A 25,810-nucleotide genomic window follows, 5' to 3' on the forward strand; every position below is an offset into this window, starting at 1 on the left:
ATTTTCAATGTTTCACATACATTTGGTGATCGCACCAGCTCAAGCGTTATCGGTATCGTGCTGCGATAACTTCCGCTTGAGCGAAGACACCAACCCCTGAAATCCCTTCTCTCGGGCTTACTGAGTTATCGTCAGCGATGTTTGACGAGGCATAAACATGCCTGTAACTCCTGGGTAAGCAACAATGAGCACTTTACTCACTGCACATTCTTTACGCGTTGATACGGCGTTCGGCACGCTCTTCGACTCTCTCTCCTTTACGTTGAAAAAAGGCGATCGCATCGGCCTGCTGGGTGATAACGGCTGCGGAAAAAGTACGCTGCTGAAAATCCTCGACGGGACGCAGTCCCCTGCTGCCGGAACCGTTTCACTGGCGGGGTATTGCCTGCTGGCGCGCGTGGAACAACATCTGCCGGAGGCCCTTTATCCCCTGACCATGCTGGATGCGGTGCTGGCGCAGCTGCCGATCGGTGAGCGCGACAGTTTGCGCTGGAAAGCCGAGTCGCTGCTGGCCGGAATGGGCTTCACGACGCAGGAAATGGCGTTAACCTCCGCCACGCTGAGCGGCGGCCAGCATACGCGGTTGCTGCTGGCACGAGCGCTGATAAGCGATCCGGATCTGCTGCTTCTGGACGAACCGAGCAACCACCTTGACCTGCCGACCCTGCTGTGGCTGGAGCAGTTTCTACAAAACTGGTCCGGCAGCTTTGTGCTGGTCTCACACGACAGGCAACTGCTGGACGCGGTAACCAACGGCAGCTGGATCCTGCGCGATAAAACGCTGCACGCCTTTGCCCTTCCCTGCACTGCCGCCCGTCTGGCGCTCGACGCAAAAGACGAAAGCGATGCGTTGCGCCATAAGGCAGAGCAAAAAGAGATCGACCGCGTCACGGCCAGCGCACGGCGTCTCGCGACCTGGGGCAAGGTCTATGACAACGAAGATCTCTCCCGTAAGGCTAAGCAGATGGAAAAACAGGTCGAACGCCTGAAAGAGACCCAGACGGAACTGACGGCGGGAAGCCCGTGGACCTTAACCCTGCGCGGGGACGCGCTTCGGGCCGACCGCCTGCTGGAAATGACTCACCTCGGCGTCCCCCCGGCGCCGGGTCTACCAGACCTGTTTACTCTCGACAGTGCGCGGCTGAAGAGCGGCGATCGCGTGGCGATTGTGGGTCGTAACGGCTGCGGAAAATCGTCGCTGCTGAAGCTTATCTGGCGACATTTTCGCGACGAGATCGCGGACGAGCGGCTTAAGCGTCATCCGCGCGTCTCACCCGGCTACTACGATCAGACGCTGCACCAGTTGCCGGACGATGCGGCGCTGCTTGATGCGCTGGAGCCTTTCGCGCCAGATCCGCAGACACGTAAAATAGCGCTCATCAGTGCCGGGTTCCCGTGGGCGCGTCACGGGCAAAAAGTCAGTACGCTGAGCGGTGGGGAACGTTCGCGCCTGCTGTTCGTCGGCCTGACGCTTGCCCGTTATAGCCTGCTGATGCTGGATGAACCGACCAACCACCTGGACATGGAAGGCAAAGAGGCGCTGGCGGAAACGCTGCAACAGTTTGAAGGCGGAGTGCTGCTGGTGAGCCACGATCGTCAGTTAATTAGCCAAAGCTGTAACCGCTTCTGGCTGATTGAGGACGGCAGGCTGAGCGAATGGCACGATGCGGAGGCGGCGTTTGAGCGCCTGCGTGAGGACACCGGCCCGGTTGTACCTGAAGCGTCGAAGCCCGCATCGAAGGCACCCTCTTTAGCGTCTGACGATCTGCTTGAACGCCTGGTTGCCCTGGAAACGCTGCTGGAAGAGGATTTGGCGCGCAAGCCAAAACATCAAAAACCGCAGTTACAGGCGCAATGGCGAAAAGAGATTGAGGTGATAGAAGCGCAACTGTAAATCTGAGCCCGGCGGTGACGTCGCCGGGCCAGTGTTTTTCACCCCAATTTATGCGTGGTACGCCCTTTTCTTAATCCGAAAATGCATCAAATAATGACATTATGTTGCGGTTACCTTGCATTACATCGCCAAAGTATTAATCCTTAATGGGTAATCAGACCTGCTATGCAGATACTCATCATGAAAGGAGAAACACATGAAGGCTGCTGTTGTCACTCAGGATCATCAGGTTAATGTCACAGAAAAAACCTTACGCGCGCTCAAACATGGTGAAGCGCTGCTGAAGATGGAGTGCTGTGGCGTTTGCCATACCGATCTCCATGTTAAGAATGGCGATTTTGGCGACAAAACCGGGGTGATCCTCGGCCACGAAGGGATTGGTATCGTCAAAGAGATTGGTCCTGGCGTCACGTCGCTAAAAGTAGGCGATCGTGCAAGCGTGGCGTGGTTCTTCGAAGGCTGTGGCCACTGTGAATATTGTAATACCGGCAACGAAACGCTGTGCCGTGACGTGAAAAACGCGGGTTACTCCGTTGACGGCGGCATGGCGGAAGAGTGCATCGTAACCGCGGATTACGCGGTTAAAGTTCCGGACGGACTGGACTCTGCGGCGGCCAGCAGCATCACCTGCGCCGGGGTCACCACCTACAAAGCGGTAAAAGTCTCTGACATCAAACCCGGCCAGTGGATTGCGATCTATGGCCTGGGCGGTCTGGGCAACCTCGCGCTGCAATACGCCAAAAATGTCTTCAATGCGAAAGTTATCGCCATTGACGTGAATGACGAGCAGCTGAAGCTCGCTGCCAGCATGGGCGCAGACTTAACCGTGAACTCCCGCAGTGAAGATGCGGCAAAAGTGATTCAGGAGAAAACCGGCGGTGCACATGCGGCGGTGGTGACGGCGGTAGCGAAAGCGGCCTTCAACTCTGCCGTTGACGCAGTTCGCGCCGGTGGCCGCGTGGTGGCTGTTGGCCTGCCGCCGGAAGCGATGAGCCTGGATATTCCACGTCTGGTCCTGGATGGGATTCAGGTAGTGGGTTCCCTGGTGGGTACCCGTCAGGATCTGCTCGAAGCCTTCCAGTTTGCGGCTGAAGGTAAGGTAAAACCGAAAGTTACAATGCGCCCACTGGAAGATATCAACGCCATCTTCAAAGAGATGGAACAGGGCCAGATCCGTGGCCGTATGGTGATTGATTTACGTTCTTAACCGCGGTGGCCGGGTAGCGGCTTTGCCCTGCCCGGCTTTTCACGTGGACGAACGGCGGTCGGAAATCCATTCCTGAACCTCGACCTGGAACGTGTCCGGCGCTTTTCGATACATCTTCCGCGCCAGATCCAGGATGGTATGGCGCCCTAACTCCTCTTCCATCCGCTGCTGCGCGCTGTCCATGACCGAGCGCACCCCACACGGGCCGTCACAGACCCAGGCAGGTGGCGTTTCATCAAACACCGCCAGGCGCTGACGCACTTCCCGACACTCAAACATATTCTTCTCGCCGTCAATGGCATGCGCCACGTCCAGCACGCTGATCAGCTCTGCCGGACGCGCCAGCCGGAAGCCTCCCCCTTTGCCTTCGGTGCTGATGACCAGCCCCGCGCGTGATAAACGGGTGAAGATCTTTCCAAGATAGTCGTACGGCACGCCCTGCAAGGCCGCCATCTCCCGGACGCTCATCTCACGTTCATTGCCTTTTGCATCCACCATACACATCAGGCTATGAATGCCATATTCCACACCAGAACTGTAAAACGCCATGGCTCACTCCGGGTCATTGTTCGCTGCATTATAACGATTTTTAACTCAGAAAGAAGTTGTCGCAGTTAACTCCGACAAGTATAGTGGCAGTTATGTCAGACATACAGCCTGACGCACTAAAGGATCGAGTATGAAAAAGCAGATTTTAATTGTGGGTAGTGGGTTTTCCGGTATGTGGGCTGCGGTCAGCGCCGCGCGCCTTTCTGCTCTGGCGGGTAACAATAGCCTCAGCATTGCCGTGCTGGCCCCTGTTGCGGAGCTACGCGTTCGCCCACGCTTTTATGAAGAGAACGTGTCGACGATGGTCGCGCCGCTGACCGAACTGTTTGCTGAGCTGGGTATCGCCTTTATTGCGGGCGAAGCACAACGTATTGATACCTCGTCTAAAACCGTTTTGTATCGCGATTCAAACGGCGCGATTGCTGACGTCACCTGGGAACGTCTGATCCTCGCAACCGGTAGCCAGACTAAACGTCCTCCTGTTGCCGGTCTGGCTGAATACGCCTTTGATATCGACCAACTCGACTCCGCCAGATTATTCGAGCAGCATCTTGATTCGCTGGTTTCGCGCCCCTCCACCCCGGAGCGTAATACCGTGGTCGTGTGTGGCGGCGGCTTTACCGGCATCGAACTGGCAACGGAACTCCCTGCCCGACTCCGTACTCGCTTCGGCGCTGATACAAAGACTAAAGTAATCGTAGTTGAAAGAGGTGCAACCATCGGCGGGCGTTATAGCGAGGCGCTGCGTAACACAATTGAAGAAGCAAGCAACGCGCTCGGCGTTGAATGGCGTTTAAACAGTGAAATTGAAGCCATCGATGCCAGCGGCGTAACGCTGAAAAACGGAGAGCGCATTGCCAGCGCCACTGTAGTGTGGACGGCAGGGGTAGAAGCTAACCTCCTCAGCCTGCAAATTGACGGGGAACGCGATACTCAGGGACGGCTGATCGTCAACGACACGTTGCAGGTTCCTGCGCATCCGGAGGTTTACGCGACGGGTGATATGGCGCACGCCAAAACGGACGATGCGGGCAACACGGCGCTGATGACCTGCCAGCACGCGATCCAGCTGGGGAAATTCGCCGGACACAACGCGGCGGCCAGCCTGTTAAATCTGGAGCCGTACCCTTACCGTCAGGTGAACTACGTCACCTGTCTGGATTTAGGTGGCTGGGGCGCGGTATACACCGAGGGCTGGGAACAGCGCGTTAAATCCGTGCGCGAGGAAGGCAAAAAGATCAAAGTCGCCATCACCAACGAACTGATTTACCCGCCAGCAGCAGACAAAGCGGCCGCTTTTGCCGCCGCTGACCCGCTGGCGAAATTCGTTTAGTCCCCTCCTGCGCCCGCGACCAGCGGGCAAAGTGTGCAATCAGGCCAGCGCACCTGCGTTGGCCTGACGCTTTTTGGCACATAAATAACCATACATCAGCAGAGAGGTCATCGCAGAGAAGGATAAAATCGCGGCCGGCAGCGTGACATAGCTCCAGCTAAAGCCGAGCGTAATCATCAATCCACCGAAATACGCGCCAATTGCGCTGCCGAGGTTAAACGCCATTTGCCCGCCTGCGGCCCCCAGCATCTCGCCGCCTTTCGCATTTTGCAGCAGCAGAATTTGCAGCGGCGCAGAGAGCGCAAACAGCCCGGCGCAGCAGACAAATCCCATTACCAGTGAAGCTGTTTTAAGCTCGCCAAAGGCAAACAACGCCAGCAGCGAAGCCACAATCACCAGGTCGGTGGTGACAGCAATGCGCAGCGGGCTAAAGCGTGACGACAGCTTGCCGCTGAAGACATTTCCCAGCACCATGCCCAGCCCCATCAGCATCATGATCGCGGTCATGACGCCCTCAGAAAAGCCTGATACGTTGACCATAAACGGCTTCACGAAGCTAAACCAGGCAAACACCCCGGCATTGCCAAACATCGTAGCGGCAAAAATCAGCCACGGTTCCGGTTTCTTCAGGAAGTGGAATTGTTCTGCCAGCCGGGTGGTTGTCGTGTCGTGAATGTCAGGCACCCACAGCAGAACAGACAGGATCACCAGCGCGTCAAAGACCGCAATCAAAAAGAAGGTGTAACGCCAGTTAAATTCATGTCCCAGCCACGTCCCGAGCGGCACGCCAAGCAGGTTGGCAACGGTCATCCCGGCAATCATCCCGGCCACAGCGACCGTCACTTTACCCGGCGGCGCGATTTTTGACAGGATTATCGCCCCCACTCCGAAAATCGCGCCATGCGGGAAACCAGAGATTAAGCGCCCCGCCGCCAGCCCCACGTAGGAGTCAGAGAAGGTAAAGAGCGCGTTACCGACGACGCACATCGCCACCAGAAACAGCAGCGTTGTTTTCAGCGAAAATTTGCTGGAGAACAGCGCCACAATCGGCGCGCCGATCACCACGCCAAAAGCGTAAAACGAAATCATATTTCCGGCGGAGGGAATCGAAATGCCCGTATCATGAGCCAGCTCGGTCAGCACGCCCATAATGCCAAACTCAGCCATCCCCAGGCCAAAGGTACCCAGTGCTAACGAAAAAATTGTCTTTTTCATACCGCGACCACTGTTAAAAAAATGCAGCGTGCATTATTGATTAAACTTGTATGGTGAACCAGTTCAAATCAGATTTCTGACACATTAATCCATTCATTCAGGCCGATTACACTCTTAGTACGGCCTCGATCCCGCGACCGGATACAAAGGGAGACCCACCATGGTCAGTAAGAAGAAAACCCGTGTTGTTGATGTTGTCGTTAAAAACGCGCCGCTCAAAACCAAAGCGTACGAGCAAGAGCTTCGCCGCCTCCATGTTGAACTGGTTAAGCTCCAGCAATGGGTAGTCGCCAAAGGGTTAAAGGTCTGTATTGTTTTTGAAGGGCGAGACGGCGCCGGTAAAGGCGGCGCCATCAAAGCCATCACCGAACGCGTCAGCCCTCGGGTGTTTCGCGTTGTTGCGTTACCGGCCCCCACCGATAAAGAGAAAAGTCAGCTCTATTTTCAGCGTTACGTTCCCCATCTGCCCTCTGCCGGGGAAATCGTTATTTTTGACCGCAGCTGGTACAACCGCGCGGGCGTGGAAAGAGTCATGGGTTTCTGTACCGAAGAGCAGGCCGAAAAATTTCTTGATGGAACGCCGGTAATGGAAAAAGCGATGGTCGATGCCGGGATCATTTTGTTGAAATACTGGCTTGAAGTAACGCCAAAAGAGCAGGAGCGACGCCTGCGCGATCGCATCAATGATGGTCGCAAGATCTGGAAGCTGTCTCCAATGGATATTAAATCTTTCAATCTGTGGGATGAATATACCCTCGCCCGCGACGCGATGTTTAAAGCGACCGACACCGCCTGGGCGCCGTGGTTTGTGGCGCGCTCAGAAGATAAAAAAAGGGTGCGGCTGAATATTATTTCGCATCTGCTTTCCCAGATCCCCTATAAAGAAATTCACGTAGACAAGGTGGATTTACCGAAACGCAAGATCGGCAAAGTGAAGCCTACAAAATATCCCTTCCGGTATATTGCAGAGCAATTTTGATATTACTGGAAGACGGCTCGCATAATGTAGATTACCAGGGGAAACAGTATTGTTTTTTGTTGGCTGCGGTTGATAATGACCGCACCAACAAAGGAGAAACCGATGAAACGCACGGCAGAATCGACCCCTTCCAGACCTAAAGCAGCAACAAAGCCTACAACCCATGCTAAGCCAGGCTCGACACCATCACATCAGCTATCAGCAGCGGATCGTGCATTTATACGAGCAATGAATGAGTTTGTGGAGAAACATGGAACTATCACTGATGATGAGTTTTTCAGGGTGCTTTAATGCTGAGACAATTTAATGTTTATCGTAATACGTCTGCGGCAACGCGGGACCAGCTTCCTTATTATATGCTTATCCAGGATGATTATTATGACGATCTCCCCACTCGCGTCATTGTACCCCTCGCGAGAAATAACAGGCTACCGCTATGGCAGAGCCAGCTGGCTCCAGGAGTAAATATTGAATTTGAAACCTTTCTGATTTATTCGCCAATGATAACCAATATTAATAACCAGAAAATTAATCCAAAAGACTTTGTTTGTAATTTACGTAACGCTCGTCAGGATGTTATAGCAGCAATTGATCGCTTATTGACTAACACATGACGCCAGCCTGCCAGGCAGTTATTCCTGCCCGCGCAAGTGCAGCGCCGCCGGACAATGCCGACGGCGCAAGGTTTACTTCAACCCTTCCGAACTCTCTTTTTGCGCTTCAAGTCGCTCAACGTCCCGATACCAGCGCGGATGGTGTTTTTGCGCCCAGCGGCGGCTCACCTTCCCTTCAATCATGCCTTTAATCGATCCTTTCACCCAGAAGGCCATATACATATGGATCAGGATGGCGTGGATCAGAATAATGGCCGAGGTCGCGTGGATCAGCAGTGCGTAGCGCACCACCTGGATCGGGAAATATTGGGCAAAATACGGACGCCAGATAATCACTCCGGTCACCAGCAGCACGAAAATCATGCTCATGATGGTCCAGAACATCATCTTCTGCCCGGCGTTGTATTTGCCCACCTTCGCGACTTTATGCTCGTTGCCTTTCAGAACCTCAACAATCCCTTTAATCCAGGGAATATCCTGCTTGTCAGGGATGTTGTGATGAACGAAACGCACGAACATAAACATCAGCACCACGAAAATCAGCACGCCGAAGAACGGATGCAGAATGCGCCCCATCTGCGGTGTCCCGAAGGTTTCCGTGAGCCACTGTAGCGTCGGGAAAAAGAACGAAATGCCGGATACCGCCACCAGGAAGAAGCAGATGACCACCGTCCAGTGACAGGCGCGATCGACAAATTTTGTGCGCACTATCATTTTCGACTTACTCATGATGCTCCTCCTCGTCGTCATCCACCTCTTTATTCGGCCCGATACCGATGTAGTGATAAATCAGCCCGGCAAAGGTGGCGATAAAGCCCGCCGCTGAGAGCGGCTTAAGCGCCCCTTTCCAGAGATTGATCGAGGTATCTATCGCCGGATCTTTCGGCAGATTGTGATACAGCTCCGGCTGGTCATTGTGGTGCAGAACATACATGACGTGCGTACCGCCGACACCCTGCGGGTTATAAATCCCGGCCTTGTCATAGCCGCGCGCTTTGAGCTTATCCACCCGCTGCTGTGCCACGTCCAGCATCTCTTTTTTGGTACCGAAGTGGATCGCCCCGGTAGGACAGGTCTTCACGCAGGCAGGCTCCTGGCCGACGCTGACGCGATCGACGCACAGCGTGCATTTATAGACCCGGTTATCCTCTTTATTGAGGCGCGGGATATTAAACGGACAACCTGCAATACAGTAACCGCAGCCGATGCAGTTATCCTGCTGGAAGTCGACGATCCCGTTGGCGTACTGAATGATTGCCCCGGCAGACGGGCATGCCTTCAGGCAGCCCGGATCTTCACAGTGCATACAGCCGTCTTTACGGATCAGCCACTCCAGCTTGCCATTCTGGTCGGTTTCGCTAAAGCGCATCACCGTCCAGGACTTGGCGCTCAGATCAGCAGGATTGTCATAGACCCCAACGCAGTGCCCCACCTCGTCGCGAATATCGTTCCACTCCGAGCAGGCCACCTGGCAGGCCTTACAGCCCACGCAGGAGGAGACATCGATCAACTTGGCGACTTCTGCCTTGTAATCCCGCGCACGAGGCGCGGGCGTTATCGGGTTGGTCGCGGAGCGTTTAATAATGTCTTGTGTTTCCATCGCCATTTAATCGCTCCTTACGCTTTCTCGATGTTGACCAGAAACGCTTTATACTCCGGCGTTTGCGAGTTGGAATCGCCGACGTTTGGCGTCAGGGTATTGGCGATGTAGCCTTTCTGCGCTACCCCTTCAAAGCCCCAGTGCAGTGGTATACCGACGGTTTCCACCTGCTGGCCATGCACGTTCAGCGTTTGCAGACGACGGGTGACCACCGCCACCGCGCGAATAAAGCCGCGCTTGCTGCTGACCTTCACGCGATCGCCGTTGGCAATGCCTTTCGCCTTCGCCAGCGTTTCGCTTATCTCCACAAACTGTTCCGGCTGCGCGATGGCGTTAAGCCGCGCGTGCTTGGTCCAGGTATGGAAATGCTCGGTCAGGCGGTAGGTGGTGCCGACATAAGGGAACTTGTCCTTTTTACCTAAACGCAGCACGTCGTCTTCATAGATGCGTACCACCGGACTGGAGACCACATTCGGGTGCAGCGGGTTAGTGCCGAGCGGCGTTTCCATCGGCTCGTAGTGTTCCGGGAACGGCCCTTCCGCCAGTTTGTCGATAGCAAACAGACGTCCCAGCCCTTCCGGCTGCATGATAAACGGCCCGGTGTTGCTGCCCGGCGCGGCGGTGTTGAAGTCCGGGATATCGTTCCCCGTCCACTTCGTGCCGTTCCACTCGATCAGCATGCGTTTCGGATCCCACGGCTTACCGTTCACGTCTGCGGAGGCACGGTTGTACAGTACGCGGCGGTTCAACGGCCACGCCCATGCCCAGCCCAGGGTATTGCCCAGGCCTGACGGATCGGCGTTATCGCGATTGGCCATCTGGTTACCCTGCTCCGTCCAGCTGCCGGTGTAGATCCAGCAGGAAGAGGCCGTGGTACCGTCGTCACGCAACAGCGCGAAGCTATTGAGCAGCTGTCCTTTCTTCGCCACCAGATTGCCGTTGGCATCGTACAGGTCGGCCAGCGCCACGCCGTTGTTCTCTTTTGCCACCTCTTCGGACTCAGGATGATCCGGCTGCTTGTAGTTCCAGCTCATCTTCAGCAGCGGCTCAGCGCCTTTGCCGCCTTCTGCGCGGTACATCTCGCGCAGACGATGGTAAATCCCGGCCAGAATTTCGCCGTCATTACGCGCTTCGCCCGGCGCATCCTGACCTTTCCAGTGCCACTGTAGCCAGCGGCCAGAGTTGGCAATTGAACCGTCCTCTTCCGCAAAGCAGGTCGACGGCAGGCGGAACACCTCGGTCTGAATCGCTGCCGGATCGACATCGTTTGATTCACCGTGGTTCTGCCAGAACGTAGACGTTTCGGTGACCAGCGGATCGATAACCACCATGTACTTCAGCTTGCTCAGGCTGCGAACGACTTTGTTTTTATCCGGGAATGACGCTACCGGGTTAAAGCCCTGGCAGATGTAACCCGTGATGTCGCCCTTATCCATCATGTTGAAATACTTGATGACATCGTAAGCCTGGTCCCATTTCGGCAACCACTCAAAGCCCCAGTCATTCTCTTTCTGCGCCGCGTCGCCGTAGAACGATTTCATCAGACTGACGGCAAACTTCGGATAGTTACTCCAGTAGTTCACCTGGTCCGGACGCGTCGCTTTTGGCGTGTTGGCGTCAAGCCAGCTTTGCCAGTCGGTCTGCTTCTCGGACGGCAGGGTCAGGTAACCCGGCAGGCTGGTCGACAGCAGGCCGAGGTCGGTTAAGCCCTGAATGTTAGAGTGCCCGCGCAGGGCGTTCACGCCGCCACCGGCCATCCCCATGTTGCCGAGCAGCAGCTGGATCATCGCCATGGTACGGATGTTCTGCGCGCCCACGGTATGCTGCGTCCAGCCCAGCGCGTACAGGAATGTAGTGGTTCTGTCGGCGGCACTGGTGGAAGCCAGCACTTCACATACTTTCAGGAAGTCCGCTTTCGGCGTACCGCAGATGTTTTCCACCACGTCCGGCGTATAGCGGGAAACGTGCTGTTTCAGCAAGTTCCACACGCAGCGCGGATCGCTCAGGGTCTCATCGCGTTTCGCGTAGCCGTTTTCGTCGAACTGATAGTTCCAGGATGATTTATCGTACTGACGTTTCTCTGCGTCATAGCCGCTGAAGAGGCCATCTTCGAAGGCGAAATCTTCCCTTACCAGCAGGCCGGCATTGGTGTAATGCTTAACGTATTCCGCGTTAATCTTATTGTTTTCGATCAGGTACAACAGCACGCCGGACAGGAACGTGATGTCCGTACCGGAGCGGATCGGCGCATAGATATCAGCCACCGATGCCGTACGCGTAAAGCGTGGATCGACGACAATCAGCGTCGCATCGTTGTTGTTTTTCGCTTCCATCGCCCAGCGGAATCCCACCGGATGGGCTTCAGCGGCGTTACCGCCCATTACCACCACGACGTTAGCGTTTTTGATATCAACCCAGTGGTTGGTCATCGCACCGCGACCAAATGTTGGAGCAAGACTTGCTACCGTTGGTCCGTGTCAGACGCGCGCCTGGTTATCAACCGCCAGCATGCCGAGGGAGCGCACAAATTTTTGCGTCAGCATGCCGGTCTCATTACTTGCCGCAGAGGCACACAGCATCCCGGTGGAGGTCCAGCGGTTTACCGTGATGCCCTGCTCGTTCTTCTCAATAAAGTTGGCGTCGCGATCCGCTTTCATCAGTTTTGCAATTCGGGAGAAGGCTTCGTCCCAGGAGATACGCTGCCAATTGTCAGAGCCCGGCGCACGATATTCCGGGTAGCGCAGACGGTTTTCACTGTGGACGTAGTCCAGCAGCCCCGCCCCTTTCGGGCAAAGCGCCCCGCGGCTCACCGGATGGTCCGGGTCCCCTTCAATATGATAAATCGCTTCTTTGGCGTTCTTTGCGCCATCACCCAGGCTATACATTAATAGCCCACAACCCACGGAGCAGTATGTGCAGGTGTTACGGATCTCTTTCGCGCGCAGCAGTTTATAGTTGCGTGCCTGAGCCAGCACCATTTTGGGAGCGAATCCCAGCATTGCGGCTGTTGTTCCGGCCATACCGCCCGCGCAGATTTTAAAAAATTGTCTGCGGCTGACGTCCATTGCTGTCCTCGTTATCTGATAAGACTTCGCGCCGCAAACTAACAGCAAAGCCCCTGTTTTTTTTGCGTCAAATCAAGGTCGCCAGACTTCGCCCCCTTAATAGTCACTGCCGGTACGATTTGCTAATCCTTTTGGGTTAACAGGCTCTTTGAAAATTCGCCAGGTGAAGCAAATAGATGCTATAAGTTTTCCCTTTGATTTTTAGAAGACTGGCAGGGTAATGGACAGAAAAAGAGCAACGCTGACAGGCCTGGCGGCCATATTGTTGTGGAGCACTATGGTGGGTCTCATCCGCAGCGTCAGTGAAGGACTGGGCCCGGTGGGCGGCGCGGCGATGATTTACACCGTCAGCGGGCTGTTGTGTCTGGTGACGGTGGGTTTTCCCGATCTTCGGCGTTTTTCCACGCGCTATCTCATTGCGGGCAGCATCCTGTTTGTCAGCTATGAGATGTGCCTGGCCCTGTCGCTGGGGTATGCCGCGACGCGCTCACAGGCGATTGAAGTCGGTATGGTCAATTATCTGTGGCCAAGCCTGACGATTGCGTTCGCGATTTTGTTCAACGGGCAAAAAACCACCCTGTGGGTGATCCCTGGGCTTCTCATCTCGCTGTTGGGGGTGTGCTGGGTTTTAGGTGGCGAAAACGGTCTGCAACTGAATGACATCATGCAGAACGTCGTTTCCAGTCCGCTAAGTTATGGGCTGGCGTTTGCTGGCGCTTTTATCTGGGCCGCCTACTGCACCGTCACCAGCAAATATGCCAAAGGGCAAAATGGCATTACCCTTTTCGTCCTGCTGACCGCCCTGAGCCTGTGGGTCAAATATGCCGTCAGCGATCAGCCCGAAATGGTGTTCAGCGTCCCGGTTGTGGTGAAGCTATTGATGTGTGGGGTTGCGCTTGGCTTTGGCTACGCCGCCTGGAATATCGGTATTCTTCACGGTAACGTCACGGTGCTTGCGGCTGTCTCTTATTTCACGCCAGTTCTTTCCGCCGCACTGGCGGCTATTCTGCTGAGTTCTCCGCTTTCACTCTCATTCTGGCAAGGGGCATTGATGGTGTGCGCCGGATCGTTACTGTGCTGGTATGCCACCCGCAAATAGCATTTTTATTTTTGCCGGGTACCGAATATACCCGGCAAAATATTAACAATATTTTAATATGTGATCACACCCTCGAATATAATTCGTAACATTAGAGAGTAATTAAATTTCTGTATTGAGTGCTGTCAAAAAGCCAGAGTTGTTGTGGAAATTGACATAAACTGACAACGTAGGTAATTAATTCAGCGCCAATATTCCCGCGCTATATAGCACAAAGTGCAATAGTTTATTTCTGAATATTTCTCTTAAAAAACAGGTTCTGGTTTTCCGAGAAATTTATAATCAACTGTTTTAAAAAAGGTTATCCTGCCACATGCTTTGACATTCCCTGCCAAACCCTTTTAATCCCACCAAAAAACTAAAACGTCCGACAACTATTCACAGCCATATTATCTTGATTGGTTAATAATCACTTTATGTCTATATATTAACCTAACTGGCCGATTTAAGGGCAATTTATCCGATCAGGATCACACTAATTGAAATTATCTTTAATATTTTGAAACTTATTATTGAAAGCAGTCTACGGAATTTTAAAAATAGTCTGCCATTGACGATAAGCCTCGTTTAAAAATCGCTCAGGTGGCTTAGGAAATACCTAAATAAAATTATAAGGATTATTTAAGATGAAACTTAAATTAGTTGCAGTGGCAGTGACTTCCATGTTGGCAGCTGGCGTTGTTAACGCGGCTGAAGTTTTTAACAAAGACGGTAACAAACTGGATCTGTACGGCAAAGTTACTGGTCTGCACTATTTTTCTGATGATGCTGGTAGCGACGGCGACAAAACGTATGTTCGTCTGGGCTTCAAAGGTGAAACTCAGATCAACGATCAGCTGACCGGATACGGCCAGTGGGAATATGAGTTCAAGGGCAATCGCTCTGAAGCTCAAGGTTCCGACGGCAACAAAACCCGTCTGGCTTACGCTGGTCTGAAATTCGATGAATTCGGTTCCTTCGACTACGGTCGTAACTACGGTGTGGCTTATGACATCGGCGCGTGGACTGACGTTCTGCCAGAGTTCGGTGGCGATACCTGGACGCAGACTGACGGCTTCATGACCGGCCGTACCACTGGCGTTGCAACCTACCGTAACACCGACTTCTTTGGTCTGGTTGACGGCCTGAACGTGGCTGCTCAGTACCAGGGTAAAAACGACCGTGACGATATCACCGAATCCAACGGTGACGGCTGGGGTCTGTCTTCTACCTATGAATTCGACGGCTTCGGTGTGGGTGCGACCTACGCGAAATCTGACCGTACCGACCGTCAGGTTCGTGCTGCAAGCAACCTGAACGCCGGTGGCGAAAACGCAGAAGTCTGGGCTGCTGGCCTGAAGTACGATGCGAACAACATCTACCTGGCAACCACCTACTCTGAAACCCGCAACATGACGGCGTTCGGTAACGGTCACGTTGCCAACAAAGCGCAGAACTTCGAAGTTGTGGCTCAGTACCAGTTCGACTTCGGTCTGCGTCCGTCCATCGCTTACCTGAAATCCAAAGGTAAAGACATCGGTTCTTATGGCGACCAGGACCTGGTTGAATACGTTGACGTTGGCGCGAGCTACTACTTCAACAAAAACATGTCCACCTATGTTGATTACAAAATCAACCTCGTGGATGACAGCCAGTTCACCAAAGATGCCAAAGTGGCTACCGACAACATCGTAGCTGTAGGTCTGACCTACCAGTTCTAAGATCTGTTAGTTCAAAAGGCCAGCCCTCGCGGCTGGCCTTTTTTATTACTGCTGCCCTCCGACCTTCGCCAGACTAAACCAGATCCCGACCGCCAGAATCAGCAGCATGCCTCCCGCACTGCCCAGGGCCACGCTGTGCGAGGTGATGAACGCGGTTTTCGCCGCCGTCATCACCGGCTCGGCCAGCGACGGCGTCAGCTCCTGCGCCACCTTCATCGCTTCACCGATGGACGACGAGGCTTTATCGGTCAGCGACGCGCTCAGCCCCTGCGGCAGTACAATAGACGCCGAAAAGCTGCGGGTTAACAGCAGACCGAAAATGGCGATACCCAGACCAGCACCCAGCTCGTAGGACATGGTTTCGATCGCGCCTGCGGCGGCCGCTTTCTCTTTCGGCGCGGCAGCCATGATCGCTGACGTCGATGCCAGCAGTGCGCTGGCGGCACTGAAGCCCAACAGCACCATCAGGCTCCACGCCTGCCACTGTTGGGTGCTGAAATCGAGCGTCGACAGGCCGATAAAACTGACCGCGCTAAGCCCCATGCCTCCGGCCGCGACAATGCGCAGCCCCAGACGCCCGACCAGCACACCCGCGATCGGCCCGCTAAATCCGCTCGCCACCATCACCGGCAGCATAAATATCCCTGCTTCAAACGGCGTAAAACCATGCACGAACTGCAACTCCTGCGCCATCAGCAGTTCAAAGCCCACCAGCGCAATCATGGCGGTCATCGCCATGACCACGCCGCTTAAAATAATGCGATGGCAAAACAGGCGCATGTCGATCATCGGCACGCGCGCGCGTAGCTGGATACGGACGAAGATAAACAGCATTACCGCTCCGGTAAGCAGCGTACAGGTCACCATCCACGGCGACAGCACCCCTTTCAGGGCGGTTTTGGCGCTATAGACCAGCAGTAAAATCGCCACAATCAGCATAATGGCATGGCTGATATTGAGCGGCTGCTCGGGCCGCCCCTGCTGAGCAGGCACAAAGCGCGCAGCAAGCGAAACCACGATCAGCACGATCGGCACGTTAATCAGGAACACCGACCCCCAGTAAAAGTGCTCCAGCAGCATGCCGCCAATCAGCGGGCCAAACGCCGCGCCGCCCGACCCAACGGCAGCCCAGACGCCGAGGGCGATATTACGGTGCCGCACGTCAATAAACAGGGTGCGGATCCCTGCAAGCGTAGCCGGAATGATCATCGCCGCGCCAATCGCCAGCGACGCGCGGGCGGCAATCAGCCAGCCCGCGGACGGCGCAAAAGCCGCCGCTAACGATGACAGGCCAAACAGCACGCTGCCGATCATCAGCAGGCGCTTAAAACCTATGCGATCGCCCAGCGCGCCCATCGGCAGCACCATTCCCGCCATCACCAGCGAGTAAATATCAATAATCCACAGCAATTCGTTGCCGCTGGCACCCAGCGTCATGCTCAATGTTGGCGCCGCCACGTGCAGCACCGTCGCGTCAATCGCCACCGGGATATACACCAGCACGATAATCACTAACGCTAACCACTGACGAAACATAAATTTCCTTTTCAGTTAAAAACTGGACACATGTCCAGAATGCGATCCTACGTAAAGTTGAACACTTGTCCAGCTCTTTGTTACACTCGTTTCGTTGCCATTGAGAGTGAGAAATTATGCGTTATCTGAGCAAGGACGAGCGGCGGGAAGAGATCCTCCAGGCCGCGATGCGCGTGGCGCTGACCGAAGGATTCGCTGCGATGACCGTGCGCCGCATCGCCACCGAAGCGGGCGTCGCCACCGGGCAGGTGCATCACCACTTTGCGTCGGCGGGCGAGCTTAAGTCGCTGGCGTTTGTCCGGCTGATCCGCGATTTGCTGGATGCTGAAATCGTTGGCGAAAACGCCGGCTGGCGCGAGCGCCTGCATGCCATGCTCGGCAGCGATGACGGCGGGTTTGAGCCCTACATTCGACTGTGGCGGGAGGCACAAATTCTCGCCAGCCGGGATAGCGATATCAAAGGCGCCTACGTTTTGACCATGGAGATGTGGCACCAGGAAACGGTCGCGATTATCCGCGCCGGGGCGGAGGCCAACGCCTTTACGCTTGCTGACCAGCCGGAAAATATCGCCTGGCGTTTAATTGGTCTGGTATGTGGCCTGGATGGCATATACGTATTAAATATGCCTGAAATGGACGACGCGGCATTTAATAAGCATCTGGATAAACTTATCTCCCTCGAATTGTTTTAATACTCCCATCGGGGTATTAATTACCGCAAATAGTTACAATTAGTAACACATAAAGCGAGCCCTGATTCCCATTCCAAACTCAGGGATTCGCTTTTTTATCTATCCTTTCAGATGTATCCCATAACATCCAATAATTTCTACAAACTGCCGACAGGTATCTTTCTGTTTTTACTTCTTTTTTCTCTCCATTTTGGTAAGCAAGAGGGTGATATGTCACATCAAAGCGAGAAGAGTAATCAGCATCTGTTGAGTAACTGGAAACCGGAAAACGCGCAATTTTGGGAGAATAAAGGGAAACATATCGCACGAAGAAACCTGTGGATTTCCGTGGCGTGTTTGCTTCTCGCGTTTTGTGTCTGGATGTTGTTTAGCGCTATTGCGGTAAATCTTAATAAGGTCGGATTTAATTTCAGCACCGATCAGCTTTTTATGCTAACGGCATTACCTTCTCTTTCCGGCGCGATATTGCGTGTCCCCTACTCTTTTATGGTGCCGATATTTGGCGGACGTTACTGGACCGTGTTAAGTACCGTTATCCTGGTCGTACCCTGTGTCTGGCTTGGGATCGCCATCCAGAATACCGCCACGCCTTACTGGGTCTTTATCATCATCGCACTGCTGTGCGGTTTTGCCGGCGCCAACTTCGCTTCCAGCATGGGAAACATCAGCTTCTTCTTCCCGAAAGCCAGACAGGGCAGCGCGCTGGGCATTAACGGCGGGCTGGGTAACCTGGGCGTGAGCGTGATGCAGCTGGTTGCGCCGCTGGTGATTTTTCTGCCGATGTTTACCTTCCTCGGCGTTCACGGCGTCCCCCAGGAGGATGGCTCGACGATGTGGCTGGCGAACGCGGCGTGGATCTGGGCGCCGCTGCTGATTCTTGCTACCCTTGCGGCGTTTTTTGGCATGAACGACATCGCCAGCTCGAAAGCGTCCATTGCCAGCCAGCTTCCGGTGCTTAAGCGCTTTCACCTCTGGCTGCTGAGCCTGCTTTATCTGGCAACCTTCGGCTCGTTTATCGGTTTCTCGGCAGGCTTTGCTATGCTGTCGAAAACCCAGTTTCCGGACGTAAATATCCTCCACCTCGCCTTCTTTGGCCCGCTGATCGGCGCTCTGGCGCGTTCGGCGGGCGGGATGATTTCAGACAGGCTGGGCGGCGTACGGGTGACGCTGATCAACTTCGTCTTTATGGCCATCTTTAGCGCCCTGATTTTCCTGACGCTCCCCGGGTCAGGTTCAGGCAGTTTTATGGCCTTCTATCTGGTCTTTATGGGCCTGTTCCTCACCGCAGGCCTGGGCAGCGGCTCGACCTTCCAGATGATCGCGATTATCTTTCGCCAAATCACCCTCGACCGCGTGAAAAAACAGGGCGGGAGCGACGAACAGGCACAGCATGAAGCGGTGACCGAAACGGCTGCCGCGCTGGGCTTTATCTCTGCCATCGGTGCGGTAGGCGGGTTCTTTATTCCCAAAGCCTTTGGCACATCCCTGGCGATGACCGGTTCCCCGGTGGGCGCCATGAAAGTCTTCCTCGTGTTTTACATCGTCTGCGTGCTCGTCACCTGGCTGGTGTACGGCCGCAAATCCTCACAAAAATAATAACTACCTCTTCGCCGGAGCGTGATGCCTTACCCTCCGGCCATGCTATCGAAGCAGGAGAAATGTCATGAGCAAACTGTTGGACCGCTTCCGTTACTTCAAAACAAAAGGCGACAGTTTCGCCGATGGGCACGGGCAGGTGTACCACACCAACCGCGACTGGGAGGACAGCTACCGTCAGCGCTGGCAGTTCGACAAGATTGTGCGATCCACCCACGGCGTTAACTGCACCGGCTCCTGTAGCTGGAAGATCTATGTCAAAAATGGCCTGGTGACCTGGGAAACCCAGCAGACCGACTACCCGCGCACCCGCCCTGACCTGCCTAACCACGAACCGCGCGGCTGCCCGCGTGGCGCAAGCTACTCCTGGTATCTCTACAGCGCCAACCGTCTCAAGTACCCGCTGGTACGCCGCAGGCTGATCGAACTCTGGCGCGAGGCGCTGGCGCAGCATACCGATCCGGTGCTGGCCTGGGATGCCATTCAAAACGATCCGCAGAAAGCGCAGAGCTACAGGAAAGCGCGCGGAAAAGGCGGTTTTATCCGCTCAAACTGGAAAGAGCTTAACCAGCTGATTGCTGCCGCCAACGTCTGGACCATCAAAAACTACGGCCCGGATCGGGTAGCCGGTTTTTCCCCCATCCCGGCCATGTCGATGGTCTCTTATGCCGCCGGTACGCGCTATCTCTCCCTGCTCGGCGGCACCTGCCTGAGCTTCTATGACTGGTACTGCGATCTGCCACCGGCGTCGCCGATGACCTGGGGTGAACAGACCGACGTGCCGGAATCGGCGGACTGGTACAACTCCAGCTATATCATTGCCTGGGGCTCGAACGTGCCGCAGACACGCACCCCGGACGCCCACTTCTTTACCGAAGTGCGTTACAAGGGCACCAAGACCGTCGCCATTACGCCGGACTTCTCGGAGGTGGCGAAGCTCAGCGACCAGTGGCTGGCCCCCAAACAGGGTACCGACAGCGCCCTTGCCATGGCGATGGGCCATGTGATCCTTAAAGAGTTCCACCTCGATAACCCGAGCGAGTACTTCCTCAACTATTGCCGCCGCTACACCGACATGCCGATGCTGGTCCTGCTGGATGAACAGGCTGACGGTCGCGTGGTGCCGGGCCGCATGCTGCGCGCGTCGGATCTGGCCGACGGGCTGGGTGAAACCAATAATCCGGAGTGGAAAACCATCGCCTTTGACGTGGCCGGAAATCTGGTGGCGCCGAATGGTTCCATCGGCTTCCGCTGGGGTGAAAAAGGCAAATGGAACCTGGAGTCGCTGGCCGCGGGACAGGAAACCGAGCTGACGCTTTCCCTGCTCATCACCCACGACAGCGTGACAGACGTGGCCTTCCCTTACTTCGGGGGCAACGAGAACCCGCATTTCCGCAGCGTGAAGCAGGAGCCGGTGCTGACGCGCCGCGTACCGAGTAAAACCCTAACGCTGGCCGACGGCAGCCAGAGACGCGTGGTTAGCGTGTACGATCTGGTGCTCGCAAACTACGGCCTCGATCGCGGTCTGGAAGACAGTAACGCGGCGACAAACTACGCCGAGATAAAAGCCTACACCCCGGCCTGGGGCGAACAAATTACCGGCGTCCCCGCTTATCTGATAGAAAAAATCGCCCGTGAATTTGCCGACACGGCGCACAAAACTCATGGTCGTTCGATGATCATCCTCGGGGCCGGTGTGAACCACTGGTACCACATGGACATGAACTACCGCGGGATGATCAACATGCTGGTCTTCTGCGGCTGCGTCGGGCAGAGCGGCGGCGGCTGGTCGCACTATGTCGGCCAGGAAAAGCTGCGCCCGCAAACCGGCTGGCTGCCGCTGGCCTTCGCGCTGGACTGGAACCGTCCGCCGCGCCAGATGAACAGCACATCGTACTTCTACAACCACGCCAGCCAGTGGCGCTATGAGAAGCTCACCGCACAGGAACTGCTTTCTCCCCTTGCAGACGCATCGAAGTTTACCGGTCACCTGATTGATTTCAATGTCCGCGCCGAGCGCATGGGCTGGCTGCCGTCGGCTCCACAGCTTAATCTCAACCCGCTGCACGTTAAGGCCCGGGCGGACGCCGCCGGCATGTCGCCGCAGGACTACACCGTGCAGGCGTTAAAATCGGGCGATATCCGCTTCGCCTGCGAACAGCCGGATAACGGTAAGAACCACCCGCGCAACCTGTTTGTCTGGCGTTCTAACCTGCTTGGCTCGTCCGGGAAAGGCCATGAATACATGCTGAAATACCTGCTTGGCACCGAGAGCGGTATTCAGGGTGAGGATTTAGGCTCAACGGACGACGTGAAACCTGAAGAGGTGGAATGGCAAACCGCCGCCATTGAGGGCAAGCTGGATCTGCTGGTGACGCTCGATTTCCGTATGTCTAGCACCTGCCTGTTCTCGGATATCGTCCTGCCCACCGCCACCTGGTATGAAAAAGACGATATGAATACCTCGGACATGCATCCGTTTATTCACCCGCTTTCCGCAGCCGTTGACCCGGCGTGGGAGTCCCGCAGCGACTGGGAGATTTACAAGGGCATCGCCAAAGTCTTCTCTGAAGTGTGCGTCGGACATCTCGGCACCGAAACTGACGTGGTGCTACAGCCGCTTCAGCATGACTCCCCGGGGGAGCTGTCGCAGCCTTTTGATATTCTGGACTGGCGCAAAGGCGAGTGCGATCTGATCCCCGGCAAAACCGCGCCAAACATTGCAGTCGTCGAGCGCAACTATCCGGAAACCTACGAGCGCTTCACGGCCCTTGGGCCGCTGCTGGACAAGCTCGGCAACGGCGGAAAAGGCATATCGTGGAACACCCAGAATGAGGTCGATTTCCTCGGCAAGCTCAACTACGTCAAGCCTGACGGCCCGGCGAAAGGTCGTCCGCGCATCGAGACCGCCATTGACGCTTCAGAGGTGATCCTCGCCCTCGCGCCAGAAACCAACGGTCAGGTCGCGGTCAAAGCCTGGGAAGCCCTCGGCGAACTGACCGGGCGCGATCACACCCATCTGGCGCTGAACAAAGAAGATGAGAAAATCCGCTTCCGCGATATTCAGGCGCAGCCGCGCAAAATCATCTCCAGCCCGACGTGGTCCGGCCTTGAGAGCGAGCACGTCTCCTATAACGCAGGCTATACCAACGTTCACGAGCTGATCCCGTGGCGCACGATTTCGGGCCGCCAGCAGCTGTATCAGGATCATGCCTGGATGCGCGCCTTCGGGGAGAGTCTGGTGGCCTATCGTCCACCGATTGACACCCGCAGCGTTACCCATATGCGCGAAATCCCGCCGAACGGATTCCCGGAAAAAGCGCTTAACTTCCTGACGCCGCACCAGAAATGGGGCATTCACTCCACCTACAGCGAAAACCTGCTGATGCAAACCCTGTCGCGCGGGGGGCCAATCGTCTGGATCAGCGAAACCGACGCGCGCGAGCTGGGCATTGAGGACAACGACTGGATCGAAGCCTTTAACGCCAACGGCGCCCTCACCGCCCGCGCGGTGGTTAGCCAGCGCGTTCCGCCGGGCATGACCATGATGTACCACGCTCAGGAGCGCATTCTGAACATTCCGGGGTCAGAAGTGACCGGACGGCGCGGCGGGATCCACAACTCGGTCACCCGCGTCTGCCCGAAACCGACCCACATGATCGGCGGCTACGCGCAGCTGGCGTACAGCTTCAACTATTACGGCACCGTCGGCTCGAACCGCGACGAGTTCATCATGATCCGCAAAATGAAAAACATTAACTGGCTGGACGGCGAAGGTCGGGATCAGGTACAGGAGGCGAAAAAATGAAAATACGCTCACAGGTCGGCATGGTACTGAATCTCGATAAATGCATTGGCTGCCACACCTGCTCGGTCACCTGTAAGAACGTCTGGACCGGGCGCGAAGGGATGGAATATGCATGGTTTAACAACGTCGAAACCAAACCGGGCATCGGCTATCCGAAAAACTGGGAAGATCAGGATGAGTGGCAAGGCGGCTGGATCCGTGGCATTCACGGCAAGCTGACGCCGCGCCTCGGCGGCAAAATGGGCGTGCTGTCGAAGATTTTCGCTAACCCCGTCCTGCCGCAGATTGACGATTACTATGAACCCTTCACCTTCGATTACCAGGATCTGCACCGCGCGCCAGAGGGCGATCACCTCCCTACCGCCCGCCCGCGCTCGCTGATCGACGGCAAGCGGATGGATAAAATCGAATGGGGGCCAAACTGGGAAGAGCTGCTGGGCGGCGAGTTCGAAAAACGCGCCCGCGACCGCAATTTCCAGAAGATCCAGAAGGAGATGTACGGCCAGTTTGAAAACACCTTCATGATGTACCTGCCGCGCCTGTGCGAGCACTGTCTGAACCCGAGCTGCGTCGCCACCTGCCCGAGCGGTGCGATTTACAAGCGCGAAGAGGACGGCATTGTGCTGATCGACCAGGACAAATGCCGCGGCTGGCGTCTGTGCATCAGCGGCTGCCCGTACAAGAAAATCTACTTCAACTGGAAGAGCGGCAAGTCAGAGAAGTGCATCTTCTGCTACCCGCGCATTGAGTCCGGTCAGCCGACCGTCTGTTCGGAAACCTGCGTCGGGCGCATCCGCTACCTTGGCGTGCTGCTGTATGACGCGGACCGTATCGAGGAGGCCGCCAGCACCGAGCATGAGACCGACCTGTACGAGCGCCAGTGCGACGTGTTCCTTAACCCGAACGATCCGGCGGTCATTGAAGAAGCGCTAAAACAGGGTATTCCGCAGAACGTGATTGACGCCGCCCAGCGTTCCCCGGTCTATAAAATGGCGATGGACTGGAAGCTGGCCCTGCCGCTGCATCCGGAATACCGCACCCTGCCGATGGTCTGGTATGTGCCGCCGCTGTCACCGATCCAGTCCTACGCGGACGCCGGCGGCCTGCCGCAGAGTGACGGCGTCCTGCCTGCCGTAGAGAGCCTGCGCATTCCGGTGCAGTATCTGGCGAACATGCTCAGCGCAGGCGATACCGGGCCGGTGCTGCGCGCCCTGAAGCGCATGATGGCGATGCGCCACTACAAACGCTCCCAGACCGTGGAAGGCGTGACCGACACCCGCGCCATCGAAGAGGTCGGCCTGACGGAAGAACAAGTAGAAGAGATGTATCGCTACCTGGCGATTGCCAACTACGAAGACCGCTTCGTGATCCCGACCAGCCACCGCGAAATGGCGCGCGACGCCTTCCCGGAGAAAAACGGCTGCGGCTTCACCTTTGGCGACGGCTGCCACGGTTCCGACACCAAATTCAACCTCTTCAACAGCAGCCGCATCGACGCGATCAACATCACCGAAGTGCGCGAACACGGGGAGGGAGAATAATGCAGATCCTCAAAATCATCGCGCTGTTCATTGAGTATCCCGATGAGTTGCTGTGGGAAAACCGTGACGAAGCGCTTTCCCTGGTGGAACAGGACGCGCCCATGCTGCTGCCGTTTGCGCAGCAGCACCTGAGCGCCCCGCTGCTGGATAAGCAGGCCGAATGGTGCGAAGTGTTTGAACGCGGGCGCGCAACCTCGCTACTGCTGTTCGAACACGTTCACGCCGAGTCCCGCGATCGCGGTCAGGCGATGGTCGACCTGATGAGCCAGTATGAGAAAGCCGGCCTTCAGCTTGACTGCCGCGAGCTGCCGGACTATCTGCCGCTCTATCTGGAATATCTCAGTATCGTCAGCGATGACGAGGCGCGTGAAGGGCTGCAAAACGTCGCGCCGATCCTGGCGCTGATTGGCGGCCGGCTGAAACAGCGCGAGGTGGCACATTACCAGCTGTTTGACGCCCTGCTGACGCTGGCCGGTACACGGCTTTCCAGCGACAGCGTGGCGAAGCAGGTGTCTGGTGAAAAACGGGATGATACCCGTCAGGCGCTGGACGCCGTGTGGGAAGAGGAACAGGTCAAGTTTATCGAAGACAACGCCACATCGTGCGACAGCTCGCCGATGCAGCAATATCAACGACGCTTTAGCCAGGACGTCGCGCCGCAGTACGTGGACGTCAGCGCCGGAGGCCCAAAATGACACATTACCTGAACGTGTTTTTCTATGACATTTATCCGTACATCTGCGCCACCGTGTTTTTCCTTGGCAGCTGGTTGCGCTACGACTACGGGCAGTACACCTGGCGCGCCTCGTCGAGCCAGATGCTCAGCAAGCGCGGTATGAACTGGGGCTCTAACCTGTTTCATATCGGCATTCTGGGGATTTTCTTCGGACACCTGTTCGGCATGTTAACCCCGCACTGGATGTACGCCTGGTTTTTACCCGTCGCGGTTAAACAGCAGTTAGCCATGATTGCGGGGGGGATTTGCGGGGTGCTGACGCTGATTGGCGGGTCGATGCTGCTGATCCGCCGCCTGTTCAACCAGCGGGTGCGTGCCACATCCACCACGCCGGATATTATCATCATGAGTATCCTGCTGCTTCAGTGCATCCTTGGGCTGTCGACCATTCCTTTCTCCGCCCAGTATCCTGACGGAAGCGAAATGATGAAGCTGGTCGGCTGGGCGCAGGGGATCGTGACGTTTAAGGGAGGCTCGTCAGAAATGCTGAGCGGCGTCGCACCGATCTTCCGCGTGCATCTGGTGCTGGGGATGACGATCTTCCTTATCTTCCCGTTCACCCGTCTGGTGCACGTGTGGAGCGCGCCGTTTGAGTACTTCACCCGTCGCTATCAGGTAGTGAGATCGCGCCGTTGATTTTGTCGGG

21 protein-coding genes are annotated in these 25,810 nt (G+C 55.8%); 14 read left to right on the forward strand and 7 right to left on the reverse strand.

Annotated elements, in window-relative coordinates:
• The first annotated feature begins 184 nt into the window (after nucleotides 1–184).
• Complete coding sequence (locus tag ACJTMZ_RS01360) at nucleotides 185–1,894, forward strand: ATP-binding cassette domain-containing protein (protein WP_252010605.1); 1,710 nt, start codon at nucleotides 185–187, stop codon at nucleotides 1,892–1,894.
• 196 nt (nucleotides 1,895–2,090) lie between these two features.
• Complete coding sequence (gene adhP / locus ACJTMZ_RS01365; RefSeq protein WP_006810706.1) at nucleotides 2,091–3,101, forward strand: alcohol dehydrogenase AdhP; 1,011 nt, start codon at nucleotides 2,091–2,093, stop codon at nucleotides 3,099–3,101.
• A 39-nt stretch (nucleotides 3,102–3,140) separates the two neighbouring features.
• On the opposite strand, the gene ACJTMZ_RS01370 is transcribed toward adhP, so the two are convergent.
• Nucleotides 3,141–3,650, reverse strand: a complete 510-nt coding sequence (locus ACJTMZ_RS01370) for an Rrf2 family transcriptional regulator (RefSeq protein ID WP_047365077.1) — start codon at nucleotides 3,648–3,650, stop codon at nucleotides 3,141–3,143.
• Nucleotides 3,651–3,780: 130 nt separating this feature from the next.
• Here ACJTMZ_RS01370 and ACJTMZ_RS01375 point away from each other — a divergent pair, with 130 nt between their 5' ends.
• The gene (locus ACJTMZ_RS01375) at nucleotides 3,781–4,983 is read left to right on the forward strand and encodes an FAD-dependent oxidoreductase (protein WP_252010606.1); all 1,203 of its coding nucleotides are present in this window, start codon (nucleotides 3,781–3,783) and stop codon (nucleotides 4,981–4,983) included.
• A 39-nt stretch (nucleotides 4,984–5,022) separates the two neighbouring features.
• On the opposite strand, the gene araJ is transcribed toward ACJTMZ_RS01375, so the two are convergent.
• On the reverse strand, nucleotides 5,023–6,198 hold the full coding sequence (gene araJ, locus ACJTMZ_RS01380) for an MFS transporter AraJ (RefSeq protein WP_126340097.1): 1,176 nt from the start codon (nucleotides 6,196–6,198) through the stop codon (nucleotides 5,023–5,025).
• A 160-nt stretch (nucleotides 6,199–6,358) separates the two neighbouring features.
• Here araJ and ppk2 point away from each other — a divergent pair, with 160 nt between their 5' ends.
• From ppk2 to ACJTMZ_RS01395, 3 genes are all read left to right on the forward strand, one after another.
• Nucleotides 6,359–7,177, forward strand: a complete 819-nt coding sequence (ppk2, locus tag ACJTMZ_RS01385; RefSeq protein ID WP_126340098.1) for a polyphosphate kinase 2 — start codon at nucleotides 6,359–6,361, stop codon at nucleotides 7,175–7,177.
• 102 nt (nucleotides 7,178–7,279) lie between these two features.
• Nucleotides 7,280–7,468, forward strand: a complete 189-nt coding sequence (locus tag ACJTMZ_RS01390; RefSeq protein ID WP_111533351.1) for a hypothetical protein — start codon at nucleotides 7,280–7,282, stop codon at nucleotides 7,466–7,468.
• Entirely contained in the window at nucleotides 7,468–7,791 is a 324-nt protein-coding gene (locus ACJTMZ_RS01395) for a CcdB family protein (RefSeq protein ID WP_015570478.1), read from the forward strand. The genes ACJTMZ_RS01390 and ACJTMZ_RS01395 overlap by 1 nt, the downstream gene beginning before the upstream one ends.
• Before the next feature lie 72 nt (nucleotides 7,792–7,863).
• On the opposite strand, the gene fdnI is transcribed toward ACJTMZ_RS01395, so the two are convergent.
• Genes fdnI through fdnG form a run of 3 tightly spaced genes read right to left on the reverse strand, consistent with a single transcriptional unit; the run spans nucleotide 7,864 to nucleotide 12,456 of the window.
• Nucleotides 7,864–8,520 (reverse strand): formate dehydrogenase-N subunit gamma, encoded by a 657-nt coding sequence (gene fdnI / locus ACJTMZ_RS01400; RefSeq protein WP_015570477.1) that lies wholly within the window; start codon nucleotides 8,518–8,520, stop codon nucleotides 7,864–7,866.
• Nucleotides 8,513–9,397: a formate dehydrogenase subunit beta gene (gene fdxH, locus ACJTMZ_RS01405; RefSeq protein WP_015570476.1), complete on the reverse strand. Its 885-nt coding sequence runs from the start codon at nucleotides 9,395–9,397 to the stop codon at nucleotides 8,513–8,515. The genes fdnI and fdxH overlap by 8 nt, the downstream gene beginning before the upstream one ends.
• A gap of 11 nt (nucleotides 9,398–9,408) precedes the next feature.
• On the reverse strand, nucleotides 9,409–12,456 hold the full coding sequence (gene fdnG / locus ACJTMZ_RS01410) for a formate dehydrogenase-N subunit alpha (RefSeq protein WP_252010607.1): 3,048 nt from the start codon (nucleotides 12,454–12,456) through the stop codon (nucleotides 9,409–9,411).
• 220 nt (nucleotides 12,457–12,676) lie between these two features.
• Between fdnG and yddG the strand changes: the two genes are divergently transcribed.
• Nucleotides 12,677–13,555 (forward strand): aromatic amino acid DMT transporter YddG, encoded by an 879-nt coding sequence (yddG, locus tag ACJTMZ_RS01415; protein WP_032102980.1) that lies wholly within the window; start codon nucleotides 12,677–12,679, stop codon nucleotides 13,553–13,555.
• A 626-nt stretch (nucleotides 13,556–14,181) separates the two neighbouring features.
• Entirely contained in the window at nucleotides 14,182–15,255 is a 1,074-nt protein-coding gene (ompC, locus tag ACJTMZ_RS01420; protein WP_017382300.1) for a porin OmpC, read from the forward strand.
• A 45-nt stretch (nucleotides 15,256–15,300) separates the two neighbouring features.
• Here ompC and ACJTMZ_RS01425 read toward each other — a convergent pair whose 3' ends face one another.
• Nucleotides 15,301–16,791, reverse strand: coding sequence for an MFS transporter (locus tag ACJTMZ_RS01425; RefSeq protein ID WP_015570472.1), 1,491 nt, complete (start codon nucleotides 16,789–16,791; stop codon nucleotides 15,301–15,303).
• 116 nt (nucleotides 16,792–16,907) lie between these two features.
• Here ACJTMZ_RS01425 and ACJTMZ_RS01430 point away from each other — a divergent pair, with 116 nt between their 5' ends.
• On the forward strand, nucleotides 16,908–17,483 hold the full coding sequence (locus tag ACJTMZ_RS01430; RefSeq protein WP_015570471.1) for a TetR family transcriptional regulator: 576 nt from the start codon (nucleotides 16,908–16,910) through the stop codon (nucleotides 17,481–17,483).
• Between the two features lie 79 nt (nucleotides 17,484–17,562).
• Here ACJTMZ_RS01430 and ACJTMZ_RS01435 read toward each other — a convergent pair whose 3' ends face one another.
• Nucleotides 17,563–17,790 (reverse strand): hypothetical protein, encoded by a 228-nt coding sequence (locus ACJTMZ_RS01435; RefSeq protein WP_163279488.1) that lies wholly within the window; start codon nucleotides 17,788–17,790, stop codon nucleotides 17,563–17,565.
• Here ACJTMZ_RS01435 and ACJTMZ_RS01440 point away from each other — a divergent pair.
• The 5 genes from ACJTMZ_RS01440 (at nucleotide 17,694) to narI (ending at nucleotide 25,800) form a co-directional block, all read left to right on the forward strand.
• Nucleotides 17,694–19,079, forward strand: coding sequence for a NarK family nitrate/nitrite MFS transporter (locus tag ACJTMZ_RS01440; RefSeq protein ID WP_026094300.1), 1,386 nt, complete (start codon nucleotides 17,694–17,696; stop codon nucleotides 19,077–19,079). The genes ACJTMZ_RS01435 and ACJTMZ_RS01440 overlap by 97 nt on opposite strands.
• Nucleotides 19,080–19,146: 67 nt before the next feature.
• The gene (locus ACJTMZ_RS01445) at nucleotides 19,147–22,887 is read left to right on the forward strand and encodes a nitrate reductase subunit alpha (protein WP_252010608.1); all 3,741 of its coding nucleotides are present in this window, start codon (nucleotides 19,147–19,149) and stop codon (nucleotides 22,885–22,887) included.
• Nucleotides 22,884–24,428: a nitrate reductase subunit beta gene (gene narH / locus ACJTMZ_RS01450; RefSeq protein ID WP_015570469.1), complete on the forward strand. Its 1,545-nt coding sequence runs from the start codon at nucleotides 22,884–22,886 to the stop codon at nucleotides 24,426–24,428. Before ACJTMZ_RS01445 ends, narH begins: the two co-directional genes overlap by 4 nt.
• Entirely contained in the window at nucleotides 24,428–25,123 is a 696-nt protein-coding gene (gene narW, locus ACJTMZ_RS01455) for a nitrate reductase molybdenum cofactor assembly chaperone (protein WP_015570468.1), read from the forward strand. Before narH ends, narW begins: the two co-directional genes overlap by 1 nt.
• Entirely contained in the window at nucleotides 25,120–25,800 is a 681-nt protein-coding gene (narI, locus tag ACJTMZ_RS01460; protein ID WP_015570467.1) for a respiratory nitrate reductase subunit gamma, read from the forward strand. Before narW ends, narI begins: the two co-directional genes overlap by 4 nt.
• The last annotated feature ends 10 nt before the right edge of the window (nucleotides 25,801–25,810 follow it).

Source organism: Enterobacter sp. DN, from assembly GCF_046054285.1.
Classification (GTDB): domain Bacteria; phylum Pseudomonadota; class Gammaproteobacteria; order Enterobacterales; family Enterobacteriaceae; genus Enterobacter; species Enterobacter hormaechei_C.

Bases quoted from the DNA above. Each gene is read 5' to 3' on its own strand.
- ACJTMZ_RS01360 (WP_252010605.1), top strand. From the start codon at position 185: ATGAGCACTTTACTCACTGCACATTCTTTACGCGTTGATACGGCGTTC.
- adhP (WP_006810706.1), top strand. From the start codon at position 2,091: ATGAAGGCTGCTGTTGTCACTCAGGATCATCAGGTTAATGTCACAGAA.
- ACJTMZ_RS01370 (WP_047365077.1), bottom strand. From the start codon at position 3,650: ATGGCGTTTTACAGTTCTGGTGTGGAATATGGCATTCATAGCCTGATG.
- ACJTMZ_RS01375 (WP_252010606.1), top strand. From the start codon at position 3,781: ATGAAAAAGCAGATTTTAATTGTGGGTAGTGGGTTTTCCGGTATGTGG.
- araJ (WP_126340097.1), bottom strand. From the start codon at position 6,198: ATGAAAAAGACAATTTTTTCGTTAGCACTGGGTACCTTTGGCCTGGGG.
- ppk2 (WP_126340098.1), top strand. From the start codon at position 6,359: ATGGTCAGTAAGAAGAAAACCCGTGTTGTTGATGTTGTCGTTAAAAAC.
- ACJTMZ_RS01390 (WP_111533351.1), top strand. From the start codon at position 7,280: ATGAAACGCACGGCAGAATCGACCCCTTCCAGACCTAAAGCAGCAACA.
- ACJTMZ_RS01395 (WP_015570478.1), top strand. From the start codon at position 7,468: ATGCTGAGACAATTTAATGTTTATCGTAATACGTCTGCGGCAACGCGG.
- fdnI (WP_015570477.1), bottom strand. From the start codon at position 8,520: ATGAGTAAGTCGAAAATGATAGTGCGCACAAAATTTGTCGATCGCGCC.
- fdxH (WP_015570476.1), bottom strand. From the start codon at position 9,397: ATGGCGATGGAAACACAAGACATTATTAAACGCTCCGCGACCAACCCG.
- yddG (WP_032102980.1), top strand. From the start codon at position 12,677: ATGGACAGAAAAAGAGCAACGCTGACAGGCCTGGCGGCCATATTGTTG.
- ompC (WP_017382300.1), top strand. From the start codon at position 14,182: ATGAAACTTAAATTAGTTGCAGTGGCAGTGACTTCCATGTTGGCAGCT.
- ACJTMZ_RS01425 (WP_015570472.1), bottom strand. From the start codon at position 16,791: ATGTTTCGTCAGTGGTTAGCGTTAGTGATTATCGTGCTGGTGTATATC.
- ACJTMZ_RS01430 (WP_015570471.1), top strand. From the start codon at position 16,908: ATGCGTTATCTGAGCAAGGACGAGCGGCGGGAAGAGATCCTCCAGGCC.
- ACJTMZ_RS01440 (WP_026094300.1), top strand. From the start codon at position 17,694: ATGTCACATCAAAGCGAGAAGAGTAATCAGCATCTGTTGAGTAACTGG.
- ACJTMZ_RS01445 (WP_252010608.1), top strand. From the start codon at position 19,147: ATGAGCAAACTGTTGGACCGCTTCCGTTACTTCAAAACAAAAGGCGAC.
- narH (WP_015570469.1), top strand. From the start codon at position 22,884: ATGAAAATACGCTCACAGGTCGGCATGGTACTGAATCTCGATAAATGC.
- narW (WP_015570468.1), top strand. From the start codon at position 24,428: ATGCAGATCCTCAAAATCATCGCGCTGTTCATTGAGTATCCCGATGAG.
- narI (WP_015570467.1), top strand. From the start codon at position 25,120: ATGACACATTACCTGAACGTGTTTTTCTATGACATTTATCCGTACATC.